A 23470-nucleotide genomic window follows, 5' to 3' on the forward strand; every position below is an offset into this window, starting at 1 on the left:
TCGAAAATGATTGTCTGATTCTGCAAATATTCCAGACTGATGCCAGCACTTCAACGCTGTCCTAAGCCACTCTCAACATATAGCGGAGCAGGGCTGGATTTGAACTTTAGAGCCTGCGCTACTCAGCTGGTCGTTGGTGATGGCGCAGCCGAGAACGCCTGGCCGGATGCAATTCCAGCACCTCTTCAGGTCCAGTTGCCCGGCCATGCAAAGCGGGTACCAGCGAGGTCGTCCATGCCAGGTTGCTGGCTAGCGCGGAGCGATATTCCTGGTAGGCGACCTCATCAGCGAAGGAGGCGAGCCAGACAAAAAAATATTCGCCCTCGCGTACAGGCAAGGCGGGAAAAGTATTTTCACTGGTCTCGGTAATAAATTGGCCCAGGATATGTGCTCCTGCCTCCTGCACAACTGGCGCCACCTCACGCGCAAAGAAATCGACAAAGTGAGGCGCAACCTGAGCATCAAGCGCGTACAGCGTCGCGACAATGAAGCCACCAGTGACCTCGGGCGCGTCCGGCGCGGGTCTGTCGGCAAGGTCTACTTGAAAAGAGGAGGTAGGGGGCGCGGGTCTGAGCAATAATACATTGTCAGAATCGATCATCGTATCGTTGGCAGCCGTACGATGCGCCTGCCAGATTGGACCGTAATAAAAGCCTTCAAGGGCCTGGCGGCGGCTCTCCATATCCGCAAAGCCGCGCAGCCAGACGAATTGGTTCGGCCTGTTGAGATCGCGAAACAGACCAATGATGCGCATCCCATACCGTTCCTGTCCCTCGATAAAATGCTCCTCGAACAAAGCAATCAGCTCATCCCTGCGTCCCGGTTTGAGCGTATACCGGCGCAATTCAATGATCGAACAACACTCTGACGCTTGTGCCGTATCATCAGACATCTTGTCTGTTCCTTTTCTTTATCGATGGGCGGGACCTTTATCACGGTCTCGCCCACGCTATCGGGGTTATTCAGCCCGGGTAAAATTCATGATCCAGTTTGTGTCCCAATGCTTGCCCTCATCAAAGGAGAAGGCCTGCTGCCAGCGCGCCGTGGCGGCGGTCATTTCGTCCCAGATATAGCGCACGTGCAGTGGTCTGCCATCAGAAGTTTCAACGACCTGGAAGAAGGTGCCGACGCCATTTTCGAAGGAGCCATAAAGCGGCCTGAAATCCAGTGGATTGCGATTATCGATCCAGATAATGGCCCATTGTCCGGTGGATGGCTCGAAAGCCTTGACGCTATACCCCAGCGCTCTTTCACCCGAGGGCAGGGTCGCCTCCCAATGCTCGACCACCGCCCGGCCATCCAGCTGTTTTTCAAATCTGTCGCGGCCGCGAAACTCTTCCCAGATTGCCTCTTCCTCAGGAATGGTATGGTTCTGCAGCAGGTGCCCTTTCTTGCGCTTATTCAGGACGGTCCAGCTACCAATCAGCGCATCGAAATCGTGCACGCCAGATGGTTGACTATGGTGACTCATGGTGGGATTCCTCTCTTTGCTATTCAAGCTCGGCCCAGATCAATCAGCCGTCTGTGTTTGAGTATAAGGGAAAAAGGTGGTACTATTGACCCTGATTAAAGTGAATTGCTGAATTTTCAACGCGAGGAGCAAGAAAGAACGTGGTCTATCGTCCAACGGCCCGCGTGCTGACGGTACTGGAACTGCTGCAGACGCATGGTCGCATGACGGGCGCGGAGCTCGCTCGTCGTCTCGAAGTCAATGTTCGCACGGTGCGAGATTACATTCAGGTGCTGGCGGATCTCGGTATTCCGGTGGAGGCCATGCGGGGACGCTACGGGGCCTATCGCCTGCGGCCAGGCTATAAGCTTCCGCCACTGATTTTTACGGAAGATGAAGCCCTGGCGCTCACGCTCAGCCTGCTCATGGCGCGTGAGCATGAGCTCGCGCAGACCTCGCCTGCCTTTGAGGGGGCGCTGACGAAGATCGAGCGTGTCCTGCCGAATACGACCCGTGAACATGTCCAGGCGGTTGAGCAGACGGTCATCATTGAGAGTGGTGCGTATCGTGCTGCGCCCACGCTGGCTGTGGTTACCATATTGAGCTCGGCCGTTCATCGTAGACGCTGCGTTTGTCTGCGCTATCGCTCGGCACGGGCGGAAGCGACGGAGCGCACGTTTAGTCCTTACGGGATTATGGCTCATGAAGGGGTGTGGTATACCATCGGCTATTGCCATCTGCGGCGGAGCCAGCGCCTCCTGCGGCTGGACCGCATCACGTGGGCCGCGTTGACGGACGAAACATTTCTGCGCCCTGAAAACTTTGATATGCGAGGCGCGGTCCTGCAGGCCCTGGCTTCCGTTCCACGTGTATGGCAGGTAAAGGTATGGCTGGAGGCAACGCTTGAGGAGGCCCGGCGCAAGAGCCAGCTCACACAGGGCCATTTTACAGAGGAGAACGGAGGTGTTCTCCTACGCGTTGATGTTGAAGACCTGCAATGGATGGCCTGTCATCTCGCCGGACTCGGCATTCCATTTACCATCCACCATCCCCCCGAATTGCGCACAGCCCTGCGCCAGTACGCCCTGACCATGATCGATTACGCGAAACGGGCCCCGTAGGTGTCGGGCTTGCCCTGACTTTTAAGCCTATTGCTGTTGTTGCTGCGTCTGCTCGGGATAGGTGGCCTGAGGATATTCATAGGAGCTATATTCCGATGCCTGGATGGGTTCCTGCTCGGTTGATGGATCGGCACGGCGCGCATACCCCTGCTGATAGGGGCGGTACTCCTCCGGACGCGTCTGCTCCGGCTCACTCGGTCGATAATAGGGCTCGGGAGTGCGCGGGGGCTGATAATATTGCTGCTGCCTGTTCGAGGGATAGTAATACTGTTGGGGCGGTCGCTGACGCTGGTATGCCTGTGTGGTCCTCACCCTGATAAGGGCATTCCGTTTGGGCGCAAAGATCCAGTAGATAATAGCTCCAAAGATATAGGTAAAAAAGATGAATAAGAGCCAGAGGAGCCTTGCTCCCCCACCGAGAGCCCGGTTGCGAAAACAATGCCAGAGCGCCCCGAACCAGATTAGCATCGGCACGAGCACAACAAGCATTCCAATAAGATCTCTCAAGGCGCGGTCCTTTCAACTCCATACTCTGCATCAATTCATTCCAACATACATTATTACGATTAGCTTCCTCTATAGTAGCATGCATCGATACACAACACAAACGCATCGCTTATGTAATGAATAGACGCGAATCACGGTCCAGCCTTAATGGAAGTGAGGCTTTCAGCCAGTCGCACACGGAACATCACATCTTATGGAAAAGATAGAGCTTCTATGCGCGTCTTTGGGCACCGCTTTAGAGTATCTATAAGTAGAGAGGAAACTCTATAAGCATGGGCATTGTATAGATAAAGCATCAGCGCACATAATGCAAGGGGCAGCTATGGCAGCAGATACGCACAAACAGGATACGTTCCTTACCATTCATAATTCCGGTTCAACCAACTTTCCGGGTTATACCATCACGATCAACGACGCTGGTAGCGGCACACTGGTCTATGAGGAATGTCGCTACGCCCCTGAGCGACCGCAGTGCCAGAAAGAAGATAAAACCTTTCCTCTGCAGACCTTCCAGCTTTCGCCGATCCGTCAGCTCCTCTCGCAGATCGGCTCGATCCAGAACATACCCGGTCATTCCTGCATAAAATCGATCTCAATGGGTTCAACCACCAATATGTTCTATCAGGGACAGAAAAGCGGCGACATCTCCTGCATCAATTCCTCCGATCCACCCCTCTACCAGAATTTGAAAAAGGAAGTCGATGCACTGATAGCTCAGGCAACCCGCTCGTCATAAGCCTCATAGTACCTCGTTCAGGCACGAATACGCCCCGATGCCCCAACACAAAATAACAGTGTGGTCTAAGCGTGTGCGCCATCTTTCCTCATGAGCTTTTGATTTCGGCGAGCTCTCCATCTTTCCATATGTTGGTGCATGGGGTGCGCAGATGCGCACCCCGTGCACCAACATATAAAACCAGCGCGGCTGCGCAGCGGCCGCGCGCAGGGGCACTCATGTGCCCCAGGGTGACGAGAGTCTGACACTCTCTAAACTCCTCCTAGCCTTACACTGATGCGATGCGCTCTTTGCTCCATTTCGCATCGCTGCTTTCTCTATCTAATCATACGGGTTAATGTTTATAAATCACCCCAGGCGTTATACGCCATATGGTGTATACGTATCGCTTCTTGTATTTTTTATACTATATATAGCTTTCCCATGATATACCCATATAGTTAGAATTTTATGTTTTTATACGGCAAGGATGCCATAAACTGGAGAAAGTGATATGAAAACAAGTATCCTGCATGCGATCAGCAGGCTGGTCGCGCTAACCACGATCCTGGCAATCGGGCTAGCCGGGCCCATCGCTCATTCACACGCGGACACTCCTCCCGGCTGGATAACCCTCCCCGACAATGTGGCGCTCCGCCTGGCCAATGCCCGCCTACTGAGCAGCCTCCCCTTGAATCCCAATACCCAGATGACGATCGAATTAGTGCTGGCAATGAACCATCCCGAGCGGGCCAGAGCATTCATCGACGCGCTCCATGATCCTCACTCCTCTTCGTATCACCACTGGCTGGCAACCGGTGGTTTTAACGCCTTTTTTGGTCCCACAACTGCTCAGGTACAGGCAGCGAAATATTTTCTGGTCTCATCCGGCCTGACGGTTCTGCCGCAAGCGCCGGGAAACAGCGCATTTCTCATCGTCGCACGGGGGTCCGTACACAATGTCGAGGCTGCCTTCCATGTCTCCATCCGGTACTATCAAGGGGCTGGAGGAAATGTCTTTTTCTCCAACAATACCGATCCACAGATTCCTGCCAGCTTACAGGGCATCGTCATCGGCATCCTGGGGCTCAACAATGCTCCCGCGGCCTACCCTCGCTCAGTCAAAACCAGACCTGCCAGCAGGAGGTCCAGTCAAGTTGCCGACTATGGCGGCGGGCCCAACGGCTCCGGGCTCACCCCTTCCCAGATCGCAAGCATCTACAACGCCGATCCAGTCTATCGGAAGCTGCATGACTGGGGACAGAGAACCACCCTGGGCCTCTTCCAGCTCTCGGGCTACACACCTTCTGATATCACTGTGTATGAGAATACATTTCATCTGCGCCATGTACCACTGGTAAACATCCTCGTCGATGGCGGGGCCACCGATCATTCAGGAGCTGTCGAGGTTGCGCTGGATATCGAGATGCAAATCGCCCTGGCTCAGGGCGCCAAACGGATTCTGGTCTATCAAAGCCCGAATGATGATAAAAGCATAGTGAATCAGTACTTCCGCATTGCCACTGATAATCTGGCCGACGCTATCAGCACCAGTTGGGGACTATGTGAGCCACTATCTAACCCATCCGAGATACGGGCAGAAAATATCGCCTTCATACAGATGGCCAGTCAAGGGCAGAGTATCTTTGCAGCCTCAGGAGATGATGGAGCCTTTGACTGCAAGCAGCAGGGCGACCCCACACTACTGGCGGTAGATAATCCAGCCTCGCAACCCTATATGGCAGGCGTGGGAGGCACCTCATTCGCCGGCACCTTCGATCCCGGGAACAATCCCCATCCAGGCTATCCACCCTTGCCTGCCGAACATGCCTGGGATGGCAGCGGCGGCGGCGTCAGCCAGATCTGGGCCAGCCCAGCATATCAACGGGGTCCAGGCGTCTTTGAGCCTGGCTTCAGTCGGACGGGGGCATACTGCGGTCAGCCAGCCGGTGTGCTCTGCCGCCAGGTCCCCGATGTTTCCATGAATGCCGATCCTGACAGTCCGTATTCCATGTACTGCACCGACCCTGGCGATAACAGATGTACTGGCTTCATGGACGGCGATGGCACATCTGCTTCAGCGCCACTCTGGTCGGCTATCGCTGCGCTGGCTGACACGTTCCAAAAAGGACGCCTCGGGCTCTTCAACTTCTTCATCTACCACCTCAACTCACCTTTCGGCTATCATCGTGTGTTCCACGATATCACGGTGGGCAACAATGGTCACTACCCGGCCGGGCCAGCCTACGATATGGTCACCGGCATCGGGAGTCCCGACATTTTCGGCCTGGTAACCCTGTTTGGGAAACCACAACACGAACAGTGTCAGAAACACGATAAACACTGCAAGCGATAACATCGCGCACGACACACGCAACACACCCGACCTTCTTTCCTGGCACCGAAAAAGGTCGGGTGTTTATTCCATCGCCTGACAATAGCCAGCAACAAAAATGCAATATGCGCATTTACTTATTCGACTATCTATATTATAATAAGAGTATCTTATACATCTCAAAGATTACCACTCCCCACTTGCGCGATTGCTAGATATTTGCTTTATGCAACAACACAAAAATATCACTGCAGTTATCAACATTCAGCAAGCGTGAGTGCGAATATAGTCTATAAGAAAGAAAAGCTCATGCCAGACATCGAAGACCAGGGTCAAGCGATCATGTACGAGAGCTACGCGATCGGGGATATCCATGGAGAGGTTACACTGCTCAAGCGGCTGCTGGCCTCACTCCCCTATCAGCCAGAGGATAAGTTGATCTTTTTAGGCGACTATGTGGATCGAGGCGAGGATTCGATCGCGGTGATTCGTACGCTGCAGGAGCTCCAGCGGCAGCATGAGCATTGTATCTTCCTGCGCGGCAACCATGAGGACGCGTGGCTGGAGGTATGGGACGGCACGGTGTTTCAGGAGAAACCGGCCATGCCGGGCGCGCGCAAGGTGTGGGAGAGTTGTGATGGGCAGGTGCCCGCCGAGATCGGGCAGTGGCTACAGCAGACGACGCGCGTCGATTACGAGGACGCGCACGCCTATTATGTGCATGCCGGCGTGGTACCGGGCCAACCCTTCTGGAGGACGGCCCCCTTCTATAAGATGTGGGGCGCCAAAGGCTTTATGGAGCGCGACTACGATTGGGGCAAACCGGTCGTCGTCGGCCACTATGAGCTGCCCGCCCCTATGCTCACCAGGCACAAGATCGGCCTCGACACCGGCGCCTGGCGTACCGGCACCCTGACCGCCATCCGCCTCCCCGACCGCCAGATCTTCCAGGTCCACCGCGATCCGTCCCCATCGTCGTAGGTGCCGGGCTCGCCCCGGCTTTGGAGCTCCGCGACCCGGTTGGAAAGATAACAGGCAAAAAAATGAATAGCCCCGGCAACAAAAAGCTTGACAAGTCACATAGATTCTTTTATCTTTGTACAGGAAAAGGAGGCTATTATGCCTTTGACTGAACTCGTCAAGGCCCGACGTGACGATATTCTGCAGATAGCAGCCAGATATGGGGCATATAATGTGAGAATCTTTGGCTCGGTGGCTCGTGGAGAGGTCGATGAGCGGAGTGATCTTGATTTGCTTGTCGATATGGAACAGGGCCGTAGCCTTTTCGATCTAGGTGGACTTCTGGCTGATCTAGAAGAGCTTCTGGGATATCCAGTTGATATCGTCACAGAGAGAGGGTTACGTAATCGTATCAAAGATCGCGTGCTGAGCGAGGCAATTCCATTATGATGAGCGTGATGGAACGTCTGCGCGATATGCAGGAAGCTATTGAACGCATCGAAAAATACACGAAAACAGGTCGCACTTCCTTTGACCAGGATGAACTTATACAAATCTGGGTTATCCACCATCTAGAAATTATCGGGGAAGCGGCACGCGCAATTCCACAGGAGTTCCGCAATTCTCACCCAGAAATCCCCTGGAGACAGATCAGCGGCATGCGTAACATTCTCATCCACATGTACTTTGGTGTTGATCGAGACCTTGTCTGGACCGTCATCGAGCATGATTTGCCGTCCCTCAAATCCCCCATGAAAGCGCTGCTCGCTGAAGACGAGTAAAGCGTCTACAAAAGTTTCAACAACAAAAAGCTTGACAAATCGCATGCTGTCTTTTATCCTTGTAGAGGACGCTTGCAGCCGGGACAAGCCCGGCGCTTACATTAATGACGTTTTTTTTCAGGAGTAGAAACGTATGCCCGACTGCCGCTAATTCTGTACCGCTCCTCTTTTCAGAATGAGAGTGCGCCAGGTGTTCTTTGGCCCGATCTCTTGCCAGGCCGCTTGCTGTATTGATGCAGGCAGGCCGCGAGAGCGTTTATCGGTGGCCGAAACGCTGGCAGGTACAGAAGGCATGTCTGAGGCACGCCATGGTTCGCGTTTTCTACGCCGGTTCGACCTTCGCGATCTCCGAGATCACTCCCGCCTGCCAGAGGACATGTATAGCGGCAAATAAGCGTCAACCCCTTTGCCATCTTCTGCCCTTCCCCTCTACCCTCTGCCTGCGCTCACCATGCATCTGAAAAGGGTCTTCGTTCGACGTTCTTCAGGCTATAAGAATCGCATTGTTGCAGGCCTGCTATTGTGAAAGGATGCACGGTGAGTTTGCGACCCTTTCGACGCTACTTTGAGCTGCTGGCGCGCTACCTGCGGCCGCAATGGCCCACGGCGCTCTTGATGTCTGTATTGCTGCTGGCCAGTATCGCGCTGCAGCTGATCAATCCAAAGATTCTGGGCTACTTTATCGATACGACCGCCCGCCAGGGGCTCTCACAGGGATTGATGTGGGCGGCCCTGCTTTTCCTGGCCTTCTCGCTGCTCAACCAGACTCTGTCGGTGGCCTCGTCGTATCTGTGCGAGAAGGTGGCCTGGACGGCGACTAACGCGCTGCGCGGCGATCTGCTGGCGCACGTGTTGACGCTGGACCAGGCCTTCCACAAGAGCCATACGCAGGGAGAGCTGCTAGAACGCATTGATGGCGATGTCAACGATCTCTCGGACTTCTTCTCGAAATTCGTGGTGCATATGCTCTTCCATCTGCTGCTGATGGCCGGCATGCTGATCGTACTGACCACCATCGATTGGATGCTGAGCGTGAGCATGGGACTCTACTGTCTGCTGGTGGCGGTGGTGCTGACCTGGATGCGCCGTCCTACGGTGGATCGCTGGGTGATCGCGCGACAGGCCAGTTCGGAGTTCTTCGGCTTCCTGGGCGAGTCGCTGGACGCCGCCGAGGATGTACGCGGCAACGGCGGCATGAACTATATCTGGCGCCACTTCTACCAGCGCTTCTACCGCTGGTACAGCACGACCTGTCACGCCGGCTGGTCGGGAGCGACGCCCTGGATCATCTCGCAGGCCCTCTTCACACTGGGCAAGGTACTTGGATTGGTGCTGGCCGCTTACCTGTGGAGCATCGGGCTCGCCTCACCCGGTACCGTCTACCTGATCTTCGTCTACAGCGCGCTGCTGATGGGGCCGCTGGAACAGGTGCAGTGGCAGCTGCAGAGTCTCTACCAGTCCGAGTCGTGCATCCGGCGCATCAATGGTCTGTTCAAGACCAGCTCGGCCATCCAGGATGGTCCGGGGACACGCGTGCCGGCGCCGGGCGCTCCAGCGGTTTCGTTCGAGGGTGTCTCTTTCGGCTACACGCCAGACGAGCCGGTGCTGGAGGAGGTGTCATTCAGACTAGAGGCGGGCCGCGTGCTGGGGATCGTCGGGCGCAGCGGCGGCGGCAAGACGACGCTCGCACGCCTGCTGTTCCGTATGTACGATCCGCAAGCGGGCCAGATCTGTCTCAACGATGTGCCACTGCCAGAGCTGCGCGTGCGCGACCTGCGCCGGCGCATGAGCCTGATCACGCAGGACATCCAGCTCTTTCAGGCTTCGGTGCGCGACAACCTGACCTTCTTCGATCGTTCAATCCCCGATGAGCGCATCATAGAGGTATTGACCGACGTCGGCCTGCGGGACTGGTACCAGGCGCTGCCAGAGCGGCTGGATACGCAGCTGGGCGCTGACAACTATGGGCTCTCGGCTGGAGAGGCGCAGCTGCTGGCCTTCGCGCGCGTCTTCCTGACTCAACCAGACCTGGTGCTGCTGGATGAAGCCTCCTCGCGGCTGGACCCTGTAACCGAGCAGTATATCGAGCAGGCGGTGGATAAATTATTCGATGGACGTACCGGGATCGTCATCGCCCACCGACTGGCCACGCTGCAGCGCTCCGACGACATCCTGGTAATCGAGAATGGACGCGTCCTGGAGGCGGGACCGCGCCTGGAACTGGCAAGCAATCCGAATTCACACTTTGCCCGCCTGCTACAACATGAGCTGGGAAGGATTCCTGTATGACAACAAAACTGTATCTAATGCTGGGTGGCCTGCTGCGCTACCGGCTCTTCTATGAGATCAGAGGCGTAGTGATAGGATTACTGGGCAACGGCGCCACCATCGCCTTTGGACTCCTGCTGCAGCGGCTCTTCGCAACGCTCTCGCAGCGGCCGCATTTTGATCTGCGCCTGGGCCTGATACTGCTGGCTCTGTTCGCGCTGACCATGCTCACTATGGGCATGACATTCATCGGCTTCGACAACACGCTCAAGGTCCACTATCCGGTGCGCGGCCTGCTCAGCCGCAACGTGCTGGCCCACCTGTTCAAGCAGCCAGGGGCCAGGGCGCTGAACATGACCGCTGGCGAGGCGCTCAACATCTTGCGCGACGATACCGAGACCGTCGCCTACGCGCCGGGACTCAATCAGAGCGGGCCTATGGTCGGCGCGCTGGTGGCCCTGGTCATCCTGTGGCGCCTCAACGCCCTCATCACCATGGCGGTGCTGATCCCCCTGCTGCTGGTGGTCGTGCTGGGGCGCATGTGGATGAAGAGCGTGGCGAAATATCGTGAGGCCAGTCGCGAGGCCACGGGACAGGTGACCGGCATGGCCGGAGAGATTCTGGGCGCGGCCCAGGCCATCCAGGTGGCGGGCGCCGAGCAGCCGGTGGTGGCACACTTTCGCCGTCTGAGCCAGTTGCAGCTGGTTCAGATGCTGCGCGAACGGCTGCAGAACGATACCGTCAATGCCGTGCTGGGCAATACCGTCGGTCTCGGCACGGGCCTCGTGCTCTTCCTGGCCGCGCTCAACGCGCACTCGACCCACCTGGGCATCGGCGATCTCGCCCTGTTCATCTTCTATATGGAATACATCACCAGCGCCCTCACTGGACTGGGTGAGAACCTGGGCAAGTACGCCCAGGTGCGCATCGCTTTTGAACGGCTGCTCAGGCTGATGCAGGCCAGAGGAAGGCAGGAGCGACTGCTGGTCGAGCGCCACCCGGTCTCGCTCAAAAAAGGACCCCTGCCGGTGGAAGATATACCCCTGGACCCTCAAAGTGATGCGTTAGAGCTGGTAACGGCCACGCAGCTTGCGTATCACTATAGTGCCAGTAGCAAAGGGATTGAGAGCATCGATCTCCGCTTACCGCGTGGCACGCTAACGGCAATTGTCGGCCGGGTTGGCTCTGGTAAAACGACGCTGGTACGTACGTTGCTGGGCCAGCTACCCCGGCAAGGAGGCGAGATACACTGGAACGGCAAACCCGTTCAGGACGCGGCTGCGTTTTTTGTGCCGCCCCGGGCCGCCTATACACCGCAGGTCCCTCATCTCTTCAGCGATACGCTCCAGGAAAACATTCTGCTCGGACAGGATGAGGCGAATATAGACCTCTCGCAGGTGCTCCAGCAGGCGGTGCTGGAACAGGACGTGGCGGCCTTTGCGCAGGGAACGCAGACCGAGATCGGGAGCCGGGGTATGAAGCTTTCGGGCGGACAGGCGCAGCGCACGGCGGCGGCGCGCATGCTGGCACGACCGGCGCAGCTGCTGGTACTGGACGATCCAGGCAGCGCCCTCGATGGGGGGACGGAAAAGCAGCTATGGGAGCGCCTGTTCGGCAGGCGCGAGCAGACCTACCTGGTGGTGACGCACCGTCGCGCGGTTCTGCAGCGCGCCGATCAGATCATCGTGCTCAAAGACGGCCGGATGGAGGCACAGGGCACGCTCAATGAGCTACTGGCCAGCAGCTCCGAAATGCGTCTGCTCTGGGCCGAGTCGCAACAGGATAGCGTCCCGGCCGCGAACGAGACCTGATCCATCCTATCCTGGAACGAAGACCACAAGCGGCCAAACGACCTCAAGAGTCGTAGGCTATGAGTCCACATTGGAAAGAGAGGCCATGACACGCCTGTCCGCCGTGATCTCTTGAATCTTGACCACCAGCGTCTGCTCACGATGATAGAGATCCGCCGGATGGGTGATGTAGCCGGAGACGACCTGGTCAACAGGGATGAGGGCCAGGGCTCCGCCCAGATCAACATAGATGCCTTCATTGGTCAGGGAGGAGATCCTGGCCTGGTGGGTGTCGCCCGGCTTCAAACTGCCCAGTACCTCATCGAGCTGCCGGGCATAGATCAGCGACAAAGTCAGACAATCATTATCCTTGTCCAGAACCATTACTTCAATCATCTGACCCGGCTGCACAATGCGCCAGGGATCGATGAGGCGCTGTTGCTCCGAGACATGCTGCGGCGGGACAATTCCCGAGACGCCATTCACATTCACATTAATCTGGTGGCCATAGATCGAGATCACTTTGGCGCTACAGATGTCACCGGGCCGTAACTGGTTCAATAGTTGCCGCCGCTGCTGCATCTGGTCCTGCAACTGCTGCCGCCATGAATAGTGCTCAGGGATATCATCTGGATTGCTCACCAGTTGTTGTGAGAGCGTCAGGATATGCAGATCGCGATCAGCCTGCAGTACCCGGACCAGGATCTCCTGCCCCTTCAACGCATCCAGACGCCGAGAGACCAGTGTCTCCTCCGGCAACTGCTGCTCATCATCCGTCAGTTCAGCAACGCTCCAGGTAATACCCAGGGTGGCATCCTCAATGGTACCTTGAATTCCGTTAATGTCCACAATCAAATGATCGCCGACCAATTCCACAATCCTTCCAACCAGCGGTCGACCATTCTTATAATGCACCTCCAGCAGCGACCATGTTTCATCTTCTGGTTGTGGATTTATTCTTGCCTGCTCTTCAGACATTGTTCACCTCGTTTTCTTCCCGTGGCTCAACCGGCTCTCACTCGACAAGTAGCTGGCATACTATCGCACGACATGAGTTTCTTTACTCATCGATTGCAGATAGACCATAGAAGTATAGTGATACACTATGCTCCTTTACCTATACACGGTTTTCAAGCTGCAAATGGTACTTCAAATGGCGCAGGAATGTAATTAAAAATAGGGAACAATGCAAAAAACACACATTAATGCTGCAAAGCGAAAGCGAATTTTTCCACGGCAGCGGCGACACCATCTTCGTAATTGGTCAAAGTAACATAATCGGCAACCGCCTGCACTTCTGCATGCGCGTTGCCCATGGCTATCCCCAGACCAGCAAAGCGCAGCATCTCCAGATCGTTATGGTTATCACCAAAAGCGATGATCTCCTCAGGCCGCACATCCAACTGGCGCGCGATCATGCTGAGCGCATTAGCTTTGGAGACCCCGGGATGCATAAACTCCAGCCAGCGGTCCGCGGTCTGGGTAATATAGAGCTGACCCGCGAAGCGCCGCTCAAGCTCCCGACGCTTCTCACGCAGCGTCTTGGCCTCGCCATAAGCGCCAATCTTGATGCAGGGCTGTGGATAGACCTCGGTAATATCAGCCACCGCGCGAACAGGCACATCGGCCAGGTACCAGTTTTGTCCAGTATAGAGAACCTGTTCAGCATACAGATAATCATGGGTATAATAACAAAACTGTAAATCCAGGCCACGGGCGGCATCAAGCACTGATAATATATATTGTTCAGGCACTAATTGTTGCGCCACAATAGTATTTGTGCGGGTATCGAAAATGGTCGCGCCATTACTGGTAATCATGGGCGCGTTGATAGTGAGATCTTGAAGAACAGCATGAACGCTATAGGGTACGCGACCGGTGGCGATCACGACATACATGCCGGAGGCCATAGCTCGCTGCAACACATCCAGGGTCCGGGGAGTGATACGATGGGAAGGGTCCAGCAGGGTTCCATCCAGGTCGATAGCAAGGAGACGATACATTTTTCTCAACAACTCCTGACAAATTACATACAATAAAATCGATATATCCCAACCTTAGTATACGCCCTTTTGTGGAGCAATTGAAATCGTGGCGTATTCTATTATATATTGGTGCAGCGGGTGCGCGGATGCGCACCCGCTGCACCAATATATATAACCAGCGCGGGTGCGCAGCGGCCGCGCGTGCGGGGGCACTCATGTGCCCCCAGAGTGACGGAAGTCTGACACGCTCAGAAAACGAGACTAGTCAATGACCAGTAAATGATCTTCTTCCCAATCCACCTTTGCTGCATACTAGAGACAATAAATTGGTTCATTTATTCAGAAAGATTCAATCAACATGAAAAAATCACGTGTACAGATGATCACTCTGCTTTTGACCATTACATGTCTCACAGCTTTGCTTAGCGCATGCAGCACCAGTTCTGTTACAGCACATCCAGCACCTGGATCTACCGTTTCCGGCAGCGTTACTCATTTTGTCAGCACCTCTGAAACTGCGCAACATCGCCAGGGAAACATCCTCAACACGCAAAAAAAGAAGCCAACGATCATTAAGATCGGTCTGGATCTGCCGCTGAGCGGAACAGACGCGAGCCTCGGTCAGTCCGCTGAGAATGGAGCCCTGCTGGCGATCAGTCAGGCCAACGCGACGAATATGCTTCCCGGCTATAAACTACAGCTTGTCGCGAAGGATGACACGAATGCGAGCGGTGTACCAGACGGCACAAAAAGTGCCGATAACGTTAATGCGTTGACCAATGATGCGCAGGTGGCCGGCATTATTGGAGCATTCGACACCACGACCGCTGAGGCTGAACTACCACTCACCAATAAAGCGTCGCTCGCACTCCTGAGTCCCTCGGCTACTTATGCCTGTCTGACCCAGGCAGACACCGCTGCTGGCTGCGGAACATTGTCAGGTACGTTGCGCCCTACAGGTAAAACGACATTCTTCCGTCTCGCACCCACCGATGTACAACAGGGAGAGGCCCAGGCAGATTTCGCCATCCATTATAAAACCGTTTATGTGATCGATGATACTAGCGCCTATGGCACGGCACTCGCAAGTGGGTTTATCAGCAAGTTTCAGGCGAATTTTGGCATCATCGTGGGCCACACGAGCGCAGCTCCTGCAGCCGAGTACATTAACCTTCTGACTCAGATTGCCGCACTCCGACCAGATGCGATTTTCTATGCTGGAGGTGATGCCGAGGGAACAACTATTCGCATGCAGATGGGCCATATACCCGGCTTGTTCAATACACCATTTCTTGGCGGAAACGGTATCCATACCACGACTTTTGCCAGTGCAATAGCGCCTCTGGGTGGCGGTCTCGTATATAGCACCGCACCAGCAATAGTTCCAACGACAGGAACCTTCGTCCAGCAGTACCAGGCCAGCTACGGCACGCCGGGAACCTATAGCGCTGCTGGCTATGACAGCGTAAACATTTTACTGGCCGCGCTGAAAACAGCTATCGCTCACAAGGCGCAGGCACCAGTCAAGGGAAATCAGGCAAAGGCAGCACTGGCGTTCCGCCAGAAAGTTGTCGGGGGTGTCGCGCAGACATCTTATACCAGTGTGACGGGTCTACAGTACACGTTTACGGCCAATGGTGATGCGCTCAACAACACGATTGAAGTCGATGTGCTCTCATCTGCCGCCCAGTGGAACGCGCGCACGACGGTGCAGGAAACACAGGGTCAATAGATACCCTGGCGAGCACTGCCAGTCGTGAACTGGCAAACTCACAAACTCACAAACCCGCAAACTCGTAAAAGGGTGCAGGCATCCGAGGGAAGTGACCCTACCAGAACACCATTTGGCCTGGATGTCTGCGCTTTTTGCTCTACAAATGCGCCTCCTGAGAGTTCGCAAGCACCTGCTGAATCATATCAATCCATGCTGCTTGCTTCAGCCCGTAGGCTGGCTCTGGCTCGGTGTGAGCTACTTGCCTGGCTATCAAGCGAAAGGCCGGATCGCCCAATTGCGCGCGGACTAACGCGAGCAACCTCTCCACATCGCTAATCTCAAACCAGTGCATCAGCTTCATCCCGACACCCGCGCCCAGCAGGTACCGTAGCGCCTCTTCCGCCCGCTGTTCCTGCCATGCGAGCCGCCCCAGTTCGAGCAGCGTGTGAGCTATGTTGCGACGATCCTCCATCTGGCGCATCACATCGAGAGCCTGGACAAACAGCGCGCGGGCCTGCTCCAGTTGTCCCTTCTGGAGAGCCAATGTGCCCATTTCCTGGCGTACTACAGCGGCCTCACGTTGATCTCCCAATTGTTCAAGGATGGGCAAAGCCTCGTCAAGCAGTGCGTGAGCTTCATCCAGGTGTCCCTCACAGCGGGCCAGCGCGCCCAGATCGCGTGTGATCAGAGCGGTCTGGCGCTTGTCAGCGATCTTGCTGAAAAGGGTGCGAGCCTCATCCAGATGCGAACGAGCCAGTTCCAGAAGACCTTCGGCGACCTCCTGGCTGCCAAGACTCTGGAGGGTTATGGCCAGGCTACGCTGGTCCTGAAGTTCGCGAAAGATCGGGATCGCCTGGTTAAACAATTGCCGGGCCTGCTCGAAGTGCCCCTGATCACTGGCCATGCTGCCCAGATTTAAGATCGTAAAGGCGAACGTGCGCCGATTCTCAATGCGCTGCGTAATTTCCAACGCTTCTTCATAGAACAGGCGCGCCTGCTCCGGTTGGCCTTGCTGACGGGTCAGATTACCCAGATTAATGAGCACAACACTGATATTATGCTGATCTCCCACCTTACGAAAGATGGCTAAAGCCTCATCGTAGAACAGGCGTGCCTGCTCCGGTTGGCTCTGTTCACGAGCGAGCACCCCTAGCCTGCCTAGAATCAGGGCGGCGCCACGCTGGTCACCCAGGCGACGGAGTGTAGCGAGCGCTTCAGTATAGAGCTTGCGCGCCAATTCCGGCTCTCCCTGGGCAGCAATCACATCGGCAAGCGTTCCCTGAGTTTCGGCACTGCCACTCTCATCGCCAAGCTGGATCTGTGCCTCCAAAGCCTCAGAAAGAAACTGACGCGCTAGCTCTGGCTGACCCTGACGGTGAGCCAGGTTGCCCAATTCTCGCAGAACCTGAGCGCTACTACGGACATCAGCGTGCTGGCGTGCCAGGGAAAGGGCGTTTTGCCACATTGTCCGGGCATTGGAGTAGTTGCTGCGCTGATCGTCGATTTTTCCAAGGGAGAGCAGGGCGCTGACCTGTGCGGGGTAATCTTCTAGAGCTTGCGCGGCTGATAATGAACGTTGGAGGAGCGTCACTGCCAGAGTATAGAGGCCACGAGTGATCAGGAAGGGCGCGAAAGCATGTGTGCCCTGAATGAGAGCTGACTGCATGCTGTGAGTATGCGCCAATTCCAGGGCCAGCAGGATATTGTTGCTTTCAAGATCGAGCTTCACGTAATCCCGCGCATGCTGATCTGCGTAAGCCACAAAGTAGGTTACCAGCCGTTGATATACTGTCGACTCGCTCAGATGGGACGAGGCATAGTCCGCGATGGTCTGGTGGAGTGTATAGCGTTCAGGGCCGCTACTCTCAAGGAGGCCCGCGTCGCTCAATTCATCAAGCGTTTCAACTGGCAGAGCGCTGATCTCCACAGCAGCTTCCTCTGAAAATGTATTGGGTTTGGGAGGAAAGACCGCGAGCGCCCCCAGCGTCGTGCGCGCGTCATCACTAATTTGCTGCACGCTTATACCAATGACGGTCTGTAGTGAAAGAGGCGCTCCGATCTCCAGGCTGGGATGAGCTCCAATTAATGCCTGCGGTTCGGCCAGGCGCAGGCGTTCATCCGCGCTACGCAGGCGTTCCAGGGCCGCGCGTATCCGCCGTGGTTGACCACTGTGGGACTGAGCACGTAAGAAATTTCCGAGCAGGGTCAGGGCCAGCGGCAACCCACCTACCATATTGACCAGGGCCTGTGCTTCTTGTGGTTCGGCTTGCACAGAGTCGGGAGCCAGGCGCATCAGAAGCAGGCGCCCATCGGTATCTTCCAGTTCACGAACGATGGTTGTGCCATCGACGGCGAAGCGTCGCGCGATTTCAGGAAAACGCGTGGTAACCAGATGCGCACAGTGAGGGCCCCCTACCTGCAGGGCCAGGGCATCCGTAATTTTCCAGGCATCATCGAGAACCAACAGGATTTGGCGCTGTCCAATTGCGGCGTGTATACTGGCAGCCCAGGCTTCTGGCTTACTACGCTGTGCCATATCGGCTGGCGCGCAGCCCAGGATGGCTCCCCAGCGGCTCAACAGTCCCAGGACATCAGGCTGGCGTCCCAACCCAACCCAGAGGATACCATCAGAAAAATGTGCCTGGATCTCCGCATCATGTGCCAGCGCGATAGCCAGGGCAGTCTTACCAACGCCCGGCAAACCATGGAGTGCAGAGAGTTTCACTCGCCTTTCCGACATCAATTGCTGCTTTATCTGACCAAGCAACCCGTCTCGTCCTATCAAGCCGGACCCGCCTGCTGGAGCAGGAGGAATAGCCGGGTCCCAGATAGGCGTCTGAACCAGTTGCGGGAGATCTGAGGGTGGTGGGGAAGGGTCCGGCTCTGTTCTTTCTTCCAGTTCCTCGGGAACAAGTCCTAGTTCGAGAACGCTCATTTTAAAGAGTGTACAGAGTTGAAGACGAAAGTGTGGGCCAGGCATGGTGACACCACGCTCCCAGCGACTCACTGTAAACGCGTCTGTTCCCACTTCACGTGCGACATATTCCTGCGACCACCCCTGGCGCACCCGTGCCTGCTTGAGGTGCTGATTGGGAACATTTCTGGCTGGTTTTTTCATGAAAAATTCTCTTCTGTGTGGACGTATACCAGGACCAGCGGACTCGAAGCCACGCACTATCTTTGCCATACAGACGAATAGAGAATCTAGCGCGGGTCTCATCTTCTCACATGTGCATGATAACATGTGATTTACCAGAATTGCAATACATTGCCCCTTTTCGACAGGTAAATTGATACAGCTAAAAGAAGTTCTGCGCGCGTCATTGCAGCGATGCGCTGTCGAATGAGTCCCCTGGTCGATGCGTCTTCCTCCTGGGACCCTCGGCTCGGATGGTGATGACGGTGATGCATACCAGTTATTCCTCCTTGATCTGTTGACAATCTGTCTCTATTGGGTCATACTCTCCCATATGAGTTGCTGTCTCTGAGAAAGAGTGTAGTCAACTGAGCAGCATACGACAAGAATCAATGAGCAGAATTTATCCCGAATGAGACAAAGAGGGGAAAATGACTCAGAAAACCGAGAATCTGCGCGTAAGGCGCACAAAAATCCTGCTGCGAGAAGCCCTCATTGCGTTGATCGAGAAAAAGGGCTTCGATGCTCTCACCGTTGGCGACTTGACTGAGCAGGCAATGGTGAGCCGGGCGGCATTCTATCGCAACTATCAAGACAAATATGACCTGGTGGAACAGATCTTTGAGGAAGCCATGGGCGCTTTGTTCGGTGAAATTTCGGCACTGGGGCGAGAACATCCGGCGGACGTCTGGGTCACATTCTTTGAGCATATCGCCCAGTATGACCGACTGTATCGAGCACTGCTGGGCAGCAAGGGAAGCCCCTGGTTTGTGAGAAAGATGCGGGCAGATCTGGTTCACCTGATCAAGGAGCGAGGGCACCATCCTCACGGCCCACATGAGTCCGCTCACCCCATTCCCCCCTTCGCCGATGAGTTCGTGCCGGATATCGTTTCCACGATGTTCGTGGAGGCCATCACCTGGTGGCTTGAGCAAGGGCAACCCTCCACCCCCAAAGAGATGGCGACGAGAACAGCCTTGCTCGCTTCGGCAGTGTTTCGCGAAGCGAGCACCTGGGTCTCACCACGCCCACCAGATCAAAGCGCTTGATTTCCTGCTAACGCGGAGAGAACCGCCGTTGCCTCTGCCCACGGGCGCGCTCACGACGAACTGGTGGAATCTGGTTCTTTCATTTCTATGGATTTGATCTGAAGTCAGTAGTCTCCACCGCGCAATTTCTTATGGAGTTTGTACCCGCTTGCTGCCGAGGAGAAATTCACCGACAGACGTTTCTGTGAGATAATCGGAACCGGATAATTTTGTGAAAAGATCAGAATCACCTGCTCCCAGAGCACAGGGGGCCAGGTCCATAGCAGTAGCCACAAGATACATCGTCGCATAAATTACTCCGACATTCTTCAGTATCAGCGCGTACGCTATACTTTCGTACTTCCACGAAACCCTCTGGAAACGCGCAGCAAGGGTGATTACTACTTGAGGGTGATCAAATCCACCTCTAGATGCATCCGATAAGAGTTTTTCGGTATCTTTATTTGGTCCCTGGATAAAAGATAAACCATGATTCAAGGGATCATACCAGTAGAAACCCGGGGTGAGCCCTTCACATCGATCGATCGTGAGATAAAACTCTATTTCATAGCAACTCCCACCATTAGGATACGGTCGTTTTGTAACGTCATACATGTTTCCACCATGAGAGACCTCTTTGATACGGGCAACCCGATAGAAAAATTCACCCAGTTGAGCAACCGTCATGGGACGCTCACCATGATCGCGTATTGAGGTGCGAGCCTCCATTACAGCGGTCAAGCCTGGATCGACTTCAGCGAGTCGATCCATATCGGGTCTGGGCAATGGTGTTGTCACAGGCCACGACATTGGCTTCACCGCTGGTTGAGGAGGAATACGATGGAGAAAACGGTAAGTCCCTCCAAGCATATTATTGTGTCTCCCCATCCGACTACGACTATGAAACAGGAGGTCATGAAAGTCCCACTGCATGTAACGTTCATCGTCATCTTCACCCAGTCGCCCCTCACGCGTCGTTGGAAACACGAAATTGCCCATCACTAATAAAGTGAGCACACTAATAACATTATCGACATCTTCTCCAGGGAGCGTTTGGGCCAGTTCGACCGGGGTAACCGCTGTCCCCAGTTGATACAAAACACTTGCAGCAACTGAACAATCCAGACGCAGACGAGCATGAGAGAGAGGAGATTCCACATACTGAAGCCCCTCCTCATCTCTCCTGACATAAGCAAAACGTGACATTCTATACGATTGATTGGCTTGAATGTCAGCCCATCTATGTTGAAAGGACGGTGAAATGGGGATCAACGTCGCTAAAGGTATCTGCTCATCCTCCCTTCCGGCATACACATAAACCATCTGACATCGTATCAGCAAGGACAAATAACGATAGAAAGTCGCCAGCATACTCTCTTCATGGGCGGTAATCAGAGCTTCGTTCATCCCTTGTACCGAACAGGCCCTTTCAGACAACATCATCAGCACATGGCGTAGAGCCGGACTAAGATGAGCGATCTTTAACTGGTTGCAAGGAGAGGTGGCAATGATTGTATCTTCGTTTTCCAGAATCTCTACATCCTCTTTGAAACGATAAGAAATATGTGAAGATTTCGTTATAGTGTCCATCGTCAACTCCTTTCAAGAGACAGGTTTCTCTGTAGCTCACTGCAAGCCATGGAACGTCATCACAAAAATGGATGCGGATATGGATTGATCTCTGCCTCTGTCAATGGATGATCCTGATATCCCAGGACAAATGGGAGCTGGTGTAAGCGCTCGAAACCTGTGATTCTGCGGTTGCGCTGTCCAAAAGTCATCGGGAGCATACCCGGCATGAGAACCTTGACAGAGCGTAATCCACAGGGCTGGTGTTCAGGAGCGGTTTGATCGATGACGATGACATCTATGCCCTGGATGAGATAGGTGTTGATAAGCGCTTCCAGATCAGTACGTAAATCCATACATTCTGGCGGATGACGATAAAAATCACCAAAGGCATCCTGGAAGGTTTGTTGGCACTGCACATGATACAAGAAATGTAATCGCTCAAAGGCTTCTGGCAGATAGTAGGTGAGCGGGTGGTGATCAATTTCCTGAACCAGGTTGCCATCGGCAAGCATCTTGAGAGCTTGAGCACGACTCTCTTGATCCATGCTGTGTCGAAAGGTCAGGAACAGAGCAGCTTCGCACAACGCTCTCAGCAAAGCTTGCTCCGGGTGGGGATGTGAACCAGTTGTGACAAAGGCATTGGGTGTGTTTTCCCGCCCCTGCTCGTCGACACACAGTAGACAGAGGCAAGGGATAGCGTGATCCAGGCTGGCATTCAAGATATGGATGGTATAGCCAGAATGATACTCAAGGTGCTCGATCAGCAGGCGGATAGTGGGATCAGTGACTGAGGAGGGTACAAGATGTGGCAACTTGAGTTGAGCATACCAGGTGAGCAAGAAGGCGTCACGCTCGGCTACTTCCAGCATCCCATGAAAGATCGCCTCTTCCAGACTATTTCCCAATGCGCACCCATTGGATGTCTCAGCGAGAAACAGAGGGTTTTCTTCGCTTGCGGGAACTCCATAATAGGCGCAATGCTCTGGCACGAGGATAGGAACCTGCTTTTGGAAGGAATATCCCCACACCCAATGACACATCAGATCGTGCTGATAGGGTACCGGATGGCGACAGCCGGGATGGTGTGCATGCTGCGCGCTCCCCTCGTATGCTTGCGGGCTGTGTAGCCCCAACGTGGTGGGGTCGAGCGCTTGCTCTTGTTGCTGCATCAGTTGATGGTAACTTGCCCGCACCATCGTACGTTTGCCTCTGGGAGATAAACCGGCATAGCGTTCAACGCATTCCAGAACCGAGACAAGCTTGCTCTGCGCTGGACGCAAAGTACTTCCGCTCCCCACTGCTGTTCTCTCTGGTTCAACAGAGAGCCGAGATGAGGCAATCGGCAGCAGATTGGTAGTTTCTACGGTAAGTGCGGAGACCAGGCCGGTGCGCTGATCGACATAGGATGCGAGGAGCTGTTCAGCGTTGGCGACAGGCTGGCGGATACGGTAGGTGAACACCCCCTGTTTCGGGCTATCTTGCAGCGGCACCATCGCCAGTTCAGCTCTATCTTCGACCGGTTGCTGACAATCAGGACAGGCAGGGGAAGGAAGGAAAGCGTGCCTGCTACACTCCAGCGTCTCCAATGAGACGAAGAGCAAGGCACCATGTGTCCGTAGACGGTCAGGTTTTTGGAGGTAGGTCGCGATCTCTTCTCCTACCAGCACCGCGAGCGTTTCCAGACTGAACGATGAGAGCCAGGTTTGAGATACAGCGGGTGTGTGTTCCCCAGAGAGATAGCGCTGCAAAAGCTCGTAATCAGTTTGAGAGGAAGTCGCCCACAATTTACGCAACTCGGCGCAGGTTGTACACCCCTGGGTCTGTGGATCGACACAGGGTCCAATAATGGCTTCGTCAAACTGGGTATAAACGGGGAGCAAGGCTACGTTGGCTTGCCGGCAGCGCTGATTGATCGACTGGAGATTCCTGGGAGACCAGGTATCGCTGCAAGAGACAATGATTTTACAGGTGGCCAATTGCTGGGGAGAACTTTCCTCGCTGAAAAATATAATATCCTCATACACCCTTTCGGTATACTGTTTCACCTTCTGATAGATACGTCCCTGTCCCATGAGTCCAAGCGGACGCCCTTTAAGCTTCGCCATCG

Annotated in this window: 19 protein-coding genes; 10 read left to right on the forward strand and 9 right to left on the reverse strand. The window is 54.9% G+C overall.

Going from position 1 to position 23470, the window contains the following annotated elements; all coding sequences use genetic code 11:
* Window positions 1–118: 118 nt before the first annotated feature.
* Window positions 119–892, reverse strand: coding sequence for an NIPSNAP family protein (locus KTT_RS26300; protein ID WP_126600405.1), 774 nt, complete (start codon window positions 890–892; stop codon window positions 119–121).
* A gap of 66 nt (window positions 893–958) precedes the next feature.
* The gene (locus KTT_RS26305) at window positions 959–1471 is read right to left on the reverse strand and encodes a DUF1579 domain-containing protein (RefSeq protein WP_126600408.1); all 513 of its coding nucleotides are present in this window, start codon (window positions 1469–1471) and stop codon (window positions 959–961) included.
* Between the two features lie 140 nt (window positions 1472–1611).
* Here KTT_RS26305 and KTT_RS26310 point away from each other — a divergent pair, with 140 nt between their 5' ends.
* Window positions 1612–2571 carry a helix-turn-helix transcriptional regulator gene (locus tag KTT_RS26310; RefSeq protein ID WP_126600410.1) on the forward strand — a complete coding sequence of 320 codons (960 nt, stop codon included), beginning with the start codon at window positions 1612–1614 and terminating at the stop codon, window positions 2569–2571.
* A gap of 27 nt (window positions 2572–2598) precedes the next feature.
* On the opposite strand, the gene KTT_RS26315 is transcribed toward KTT_RS26310, so the two are convergent.
* Window positions 2599–3078 carry a PLD nuclease N-terminal domain-containing protein gene (locus KTT_RS26315; RefSeq protein WP_126600412.1) on the reverse strand — a complete coding sequence of 160 codons (480 nt, stop codon included), beginning with the start codon at window positions 3076–3078 and terminating at the stop codon, window positions 2599–2601.
* Between the two features lie 322 nt (window positions 3079–3400).
* Between KTT_RS26315 and KTT_RS26320 the strand changes: the two genes are divergently transcribed.
* The 5 genes from KTT_RS26320 (at window position 3401) to KTT_RS26340 (ending at window position 7870) form a co-directional block, all read left to right on the forward strand.
* Window positions 3401–3814, forward strand: a complete 414-nt coding sequence (locus KTT_RS26320) for a hypothetical protein (protein ID WP_126600414.1) — start codon at window positions 3401–3403, stop codon at window positions 3812–3814.
* Window positions 3815–4307: 493 nt separating this feature from the next.
* Window positions 4308–6149, forward strand: a complete 1842-nt coding sequence (locus tag KTT_RS26325; RefSeq protein ID WP_126600416.1) for a S53 family peptidase — start codon at window positions 4308–4310, stop codon at window positions 6147–6149.
* 288 nt (window positions 6150–6437) lie between these two features.
* A complete protein-coding gene (locus KTT_RS26330; RefSeq protein WP_126600418.1) occupies window positions 6438–7109 on the forward strand; it encodes a metallophosphoesterase family protein in 672 nt (223 codons plus the stop codon).
* 138 nt (window positions 7110–7247) lie between these two features.
* Window positions 7248–7538 carry a nucleotidyltransferase family protein gene (locus KTT_RS26335; RefSeq protein WP_126600420.1) on the forward strand — a complete coding sequence of 97 codons (291 nt, stop codon included), beginning with the start codon at window positions 7248–7250 and terminating at the stop codon, window positions 7536–7538.
* Entirely contained in the window at window positions 7535–7870 is a 336-nt protein-coding gene (locus KTT_RS26340; RefSeq protein ID WP_126600422.1) for a HepT-like ribonuclease domain-containing protein, read from the forward strand. Before KTT_RS26335 ends, KTT_RS26340 begins: the two co-directional genes overlap by 4 nt.
* Before the next feature lie 147 nt (window positions 7871–8017).
* Here KTT_RS26340 and KTT_RS36290 read toward each other — a convergent pair whose 3' ends face one another.
* A complete protein-coding gene (locus KTT_RS36290; protein WP_160146148.1) occupies window positions 8018–8164 on the reverse strand; it encodes a hypothetical protein in 147 nt (48 codons plus the stop codon).
* A gap of 243 nt (window positions 8165–8407) precedes the next feature.
* Here KTT_RS36290 and KTT_RS26345 point away from each other — a divergent pair, with 243 nt between their 5' ends.
* Window positions 8408–10159, forward strand: a complete 1752-nt coding sequence (locus tag KTT_RS26345) for an ABC transporter ATP-binding protein (RefSeq protein WP_235845882.1) — start codon at window positions 8408–8410, stop codon at window positions 10157–10159.
* Window positions 10156–11949 (forward strand): ATP-binding cassette domain-containing protein, encoded by a 1794-nt coding sequence (locus KTT_RS26350; protein ID WP_126600424.1) that lies wholly within the window; start codon window positions 10156–10158, stop codon window positions 11947–11949. Before KTT_RS26345 ends, KTT_RS26350 begins: the two co-directional genes overlap by 4 nt.
* Before the next feature lie 57 nt (window positions 11950–12006).
* Here the strand turns inward: KTT_RS26350 and KTT_RS26355 are convergent, their stop codons facing one another.
* The gene (locus KTT_RS26355) at window positions 12007–12906 is read right to left on the reverse strand and encodes a S1 RNA-binding domain-containing protein (RefSeq protein ID WP_126600426.1); all 900 of its coding nucleotides are present in this window, start codon (window positions 12904–12906) and stop codon (window positions 12007–12009) included.
* Window positions 12907–13130: 224 nt separating this feature from the next.
* Window positions 13131–13931: a Cof-type HAD-IIB family hydrolase gene (locus tag KTT_RS26360; protein ID WP_126600428.1), complete on the reverse strand. Its 801-nt coding sequence runs from the start codon at window positions 13929–13931 to the stop codon at window positions 13131–13133.
* A 340-nt stretch (window positions 13932–14271) separates the two neighbouring features.
* Here KTT_RS26360 and KTT_RS26365 point away from each other — a divergent pair, with 340 nt between their 5' ends.
* Window positions 14272–15645, forward strand: a complete 1374-nt coding sequence (locus KTT_RS26365) for a branched-chain amino acid ABC transporter substrate-binding protein (RefSeq protein ID WP_126600430.1) — start codon at window positions 14272–14274, stop codon at window positions 15643–15645.
* 139 nt (window positions 15646–15784) lie between these two features.
* Here the strand turns inward: KTT_RS26365 and KTT_RS26370 are convergent, their stop codons facing one another.
* Window positions 15785–18745, reverse strand: coding sequence for a tetratricopeptide repeat protein (locus KTT_RS26370; RefSeq protein WP_160146149.1), 2961 nt, complete (start codon window positions 18743–18745; stop codon window positions 15785–15787).
* 449 nt (window positions 18746–19194) lie between these two features.
* Between KTT_RS26370 and KTT_RS26375 the strand changes: the two genes are divergently transcribed.
* Window positions 19195–19812: a TetR/AcrR family transcriptional regulator gene (locus KTT_RS26375; protein WP_126600434.1), complete on the forward strand. Its 618-nt coding sequence runs from the start codon at window positions 19195–19197 to the stop codon at window positions 19810–19812.
* A gap of 129 nt (window positions 19813–19941) precedes the next feature.
* On the opposite strand, the gene KTT_RS26380 is transcribed toward KTT_RS26375, so the two are convergent.
* Together KTT_RS26380 and KTT_RS26385 are read right to left on the reverse strand one after the other, a co-directional pair.
* Entirely contained in the window at window positions 19942–21381 is a 1440-nt protein-coding gene (locus KTT_RS26380; RefSeq protein ID WP_126600437.1) for a SagB family peptide dehydrogenase, read from the reverse strand.
* A gap of 59 nt (window positions 21382–21440) precedes the next feature.
* Window positions 21441–23468 carry a TOMM precursor leader peptide-binding protein gene (locus KTT_RS26385; protein ID WP_126600439.1) on the reverse strand — a complete coding sequence of 676 codons (2028 nt, stop codon included), beginning with the start codon at window positions 23466–23468 and terminating at the stop codon, window positions 21441–21443.
* Window positions 23469–23470 lie beyond the last annotated feature (2 nt).

Source organism: Dictyobacter aurantiacus (genome assembly GCF_003967515.1).
Classification (GTDB): Bacteria; Chloroflexota; Ktedonobacteria; order Ktedonobacterales; family Ktedonobacteraceae; genus Dictyobacter; species Dictyobacter aurantiacus.

Excerpts from the sequence above, each read along its gene's own strand:
- KTT_RS26300 (WP_126600405.1), bottom strand. The coding sequence starts at position 892 with ATGTCTGATGATACGGCACAAGCGTCAGAGTGTTGTTCGATCATTGAA.
- KTT_RS26305 (WP_126600408.1), bottom strand. The coding sequence starts at position 1,471 with ATGAGTCACCATAGTCAACCATCTGGCGTGCACGATTTCGATGCGCTG.
- KTT_RS26320 (WP_126600414.1), top strand. The coding sequence starts at position 3,401 with ATGGCAGCAGATACGCACAAACAGGATACGTTCCTTACCATTCATAAT.
- KTT_RS26325 (WP_126600416.1), top strand. The coding sequence starts at position 4,308 with ATGAAAACAAGTATCCTGCATGCGATCAGCAGGCTGGTCGCGCTAACC.
- KTT_RS26330 (WP_126600418.1), top strand. The coding sequence starts at position 6,438 with ATGCCAGACATCGAAGACCAGGGTCAAGCGATCATGTACGAGAGCTAC.
- KTT_RS26335 (WP_126600420.1), top strand. The coding sequence starts at position 7,248 with ATGCCTTTGACTGAACTCGTCAAGGCCCGACGTGACGATATTCTGCAG.
- KTT_RS26340 (WP_126600422.1), top strand. The coding sequence starts at position 7,535 with ATGATGAGCGTGATGGAACGTCTGCGCGATATGCAGGAAGCTATTGAA.
- KTT_RS36290 (WP_160146148.1), bottom strand. The coding sequence starts at position 8,164 with ATGCCTTCTGTACCTGCCAGCGTTTCGGCCACCGATAAACGCTCTCGC.
- KTT_RS26350 (WP_126600424.1), top strand. The coding sequence starts at position 10,156 with ATGACAACAAAACTGTATCTAATGCTGGGTGGCCTGCTGCGCTACCGG.
- KTT_RS26355 (WP_126600426.1), bottom strand. The coding sequence starts at position 12,906 with ATGTCTGAAGAGCAGGCAAGAATAAATCCACAACCAGAAGATGAAACA.
- KTT_RS26360 (WP_126600428.1), bottom strand. The coding sequence starts at position 13,931 with ATGTATCGTCTCCTTGCTATCGACCTGGATGGAACCCTGCTGGACCCT.
- KTT_RS26365 (WP_126600430.1), top strand. The coding sequence starts at position 14,272 with ATGAAAAAATCACGTGTACAGATGATCACTCTGCTTTTGACCATTACA.
- KTT_RS26370 (WP_160146149.1), bottom strand. The coding sequence starts at position 18,745 with ATGAAAAAACCAGCCAGAAATGTTCCCAATCAGCACCTCAAGCAGGCA.
- KTT_RS26375 (WP_126600434.1), top strand. The coding sequence starts at position 19,195 with ATGACTCAGAAAACCGAGAATCTGCGCGTAAGGCGCACAAAAATCCTG.
- KTT_RS26380 (WP_126600437.1), bottom strand. The coding sequence starts at position 21,381 with ATGGACACTATAACGAAATCTTCACATATTTCTTATCGTTTCAAAGAG.
- KTT_RS26385 (WP_126600439.1), bottom strand. The coding sequence starts at position 23,468 with ATGGCGAAGCTTAAAGGGCGTCCGCTTGGACTCATGGGACAGGGACGT.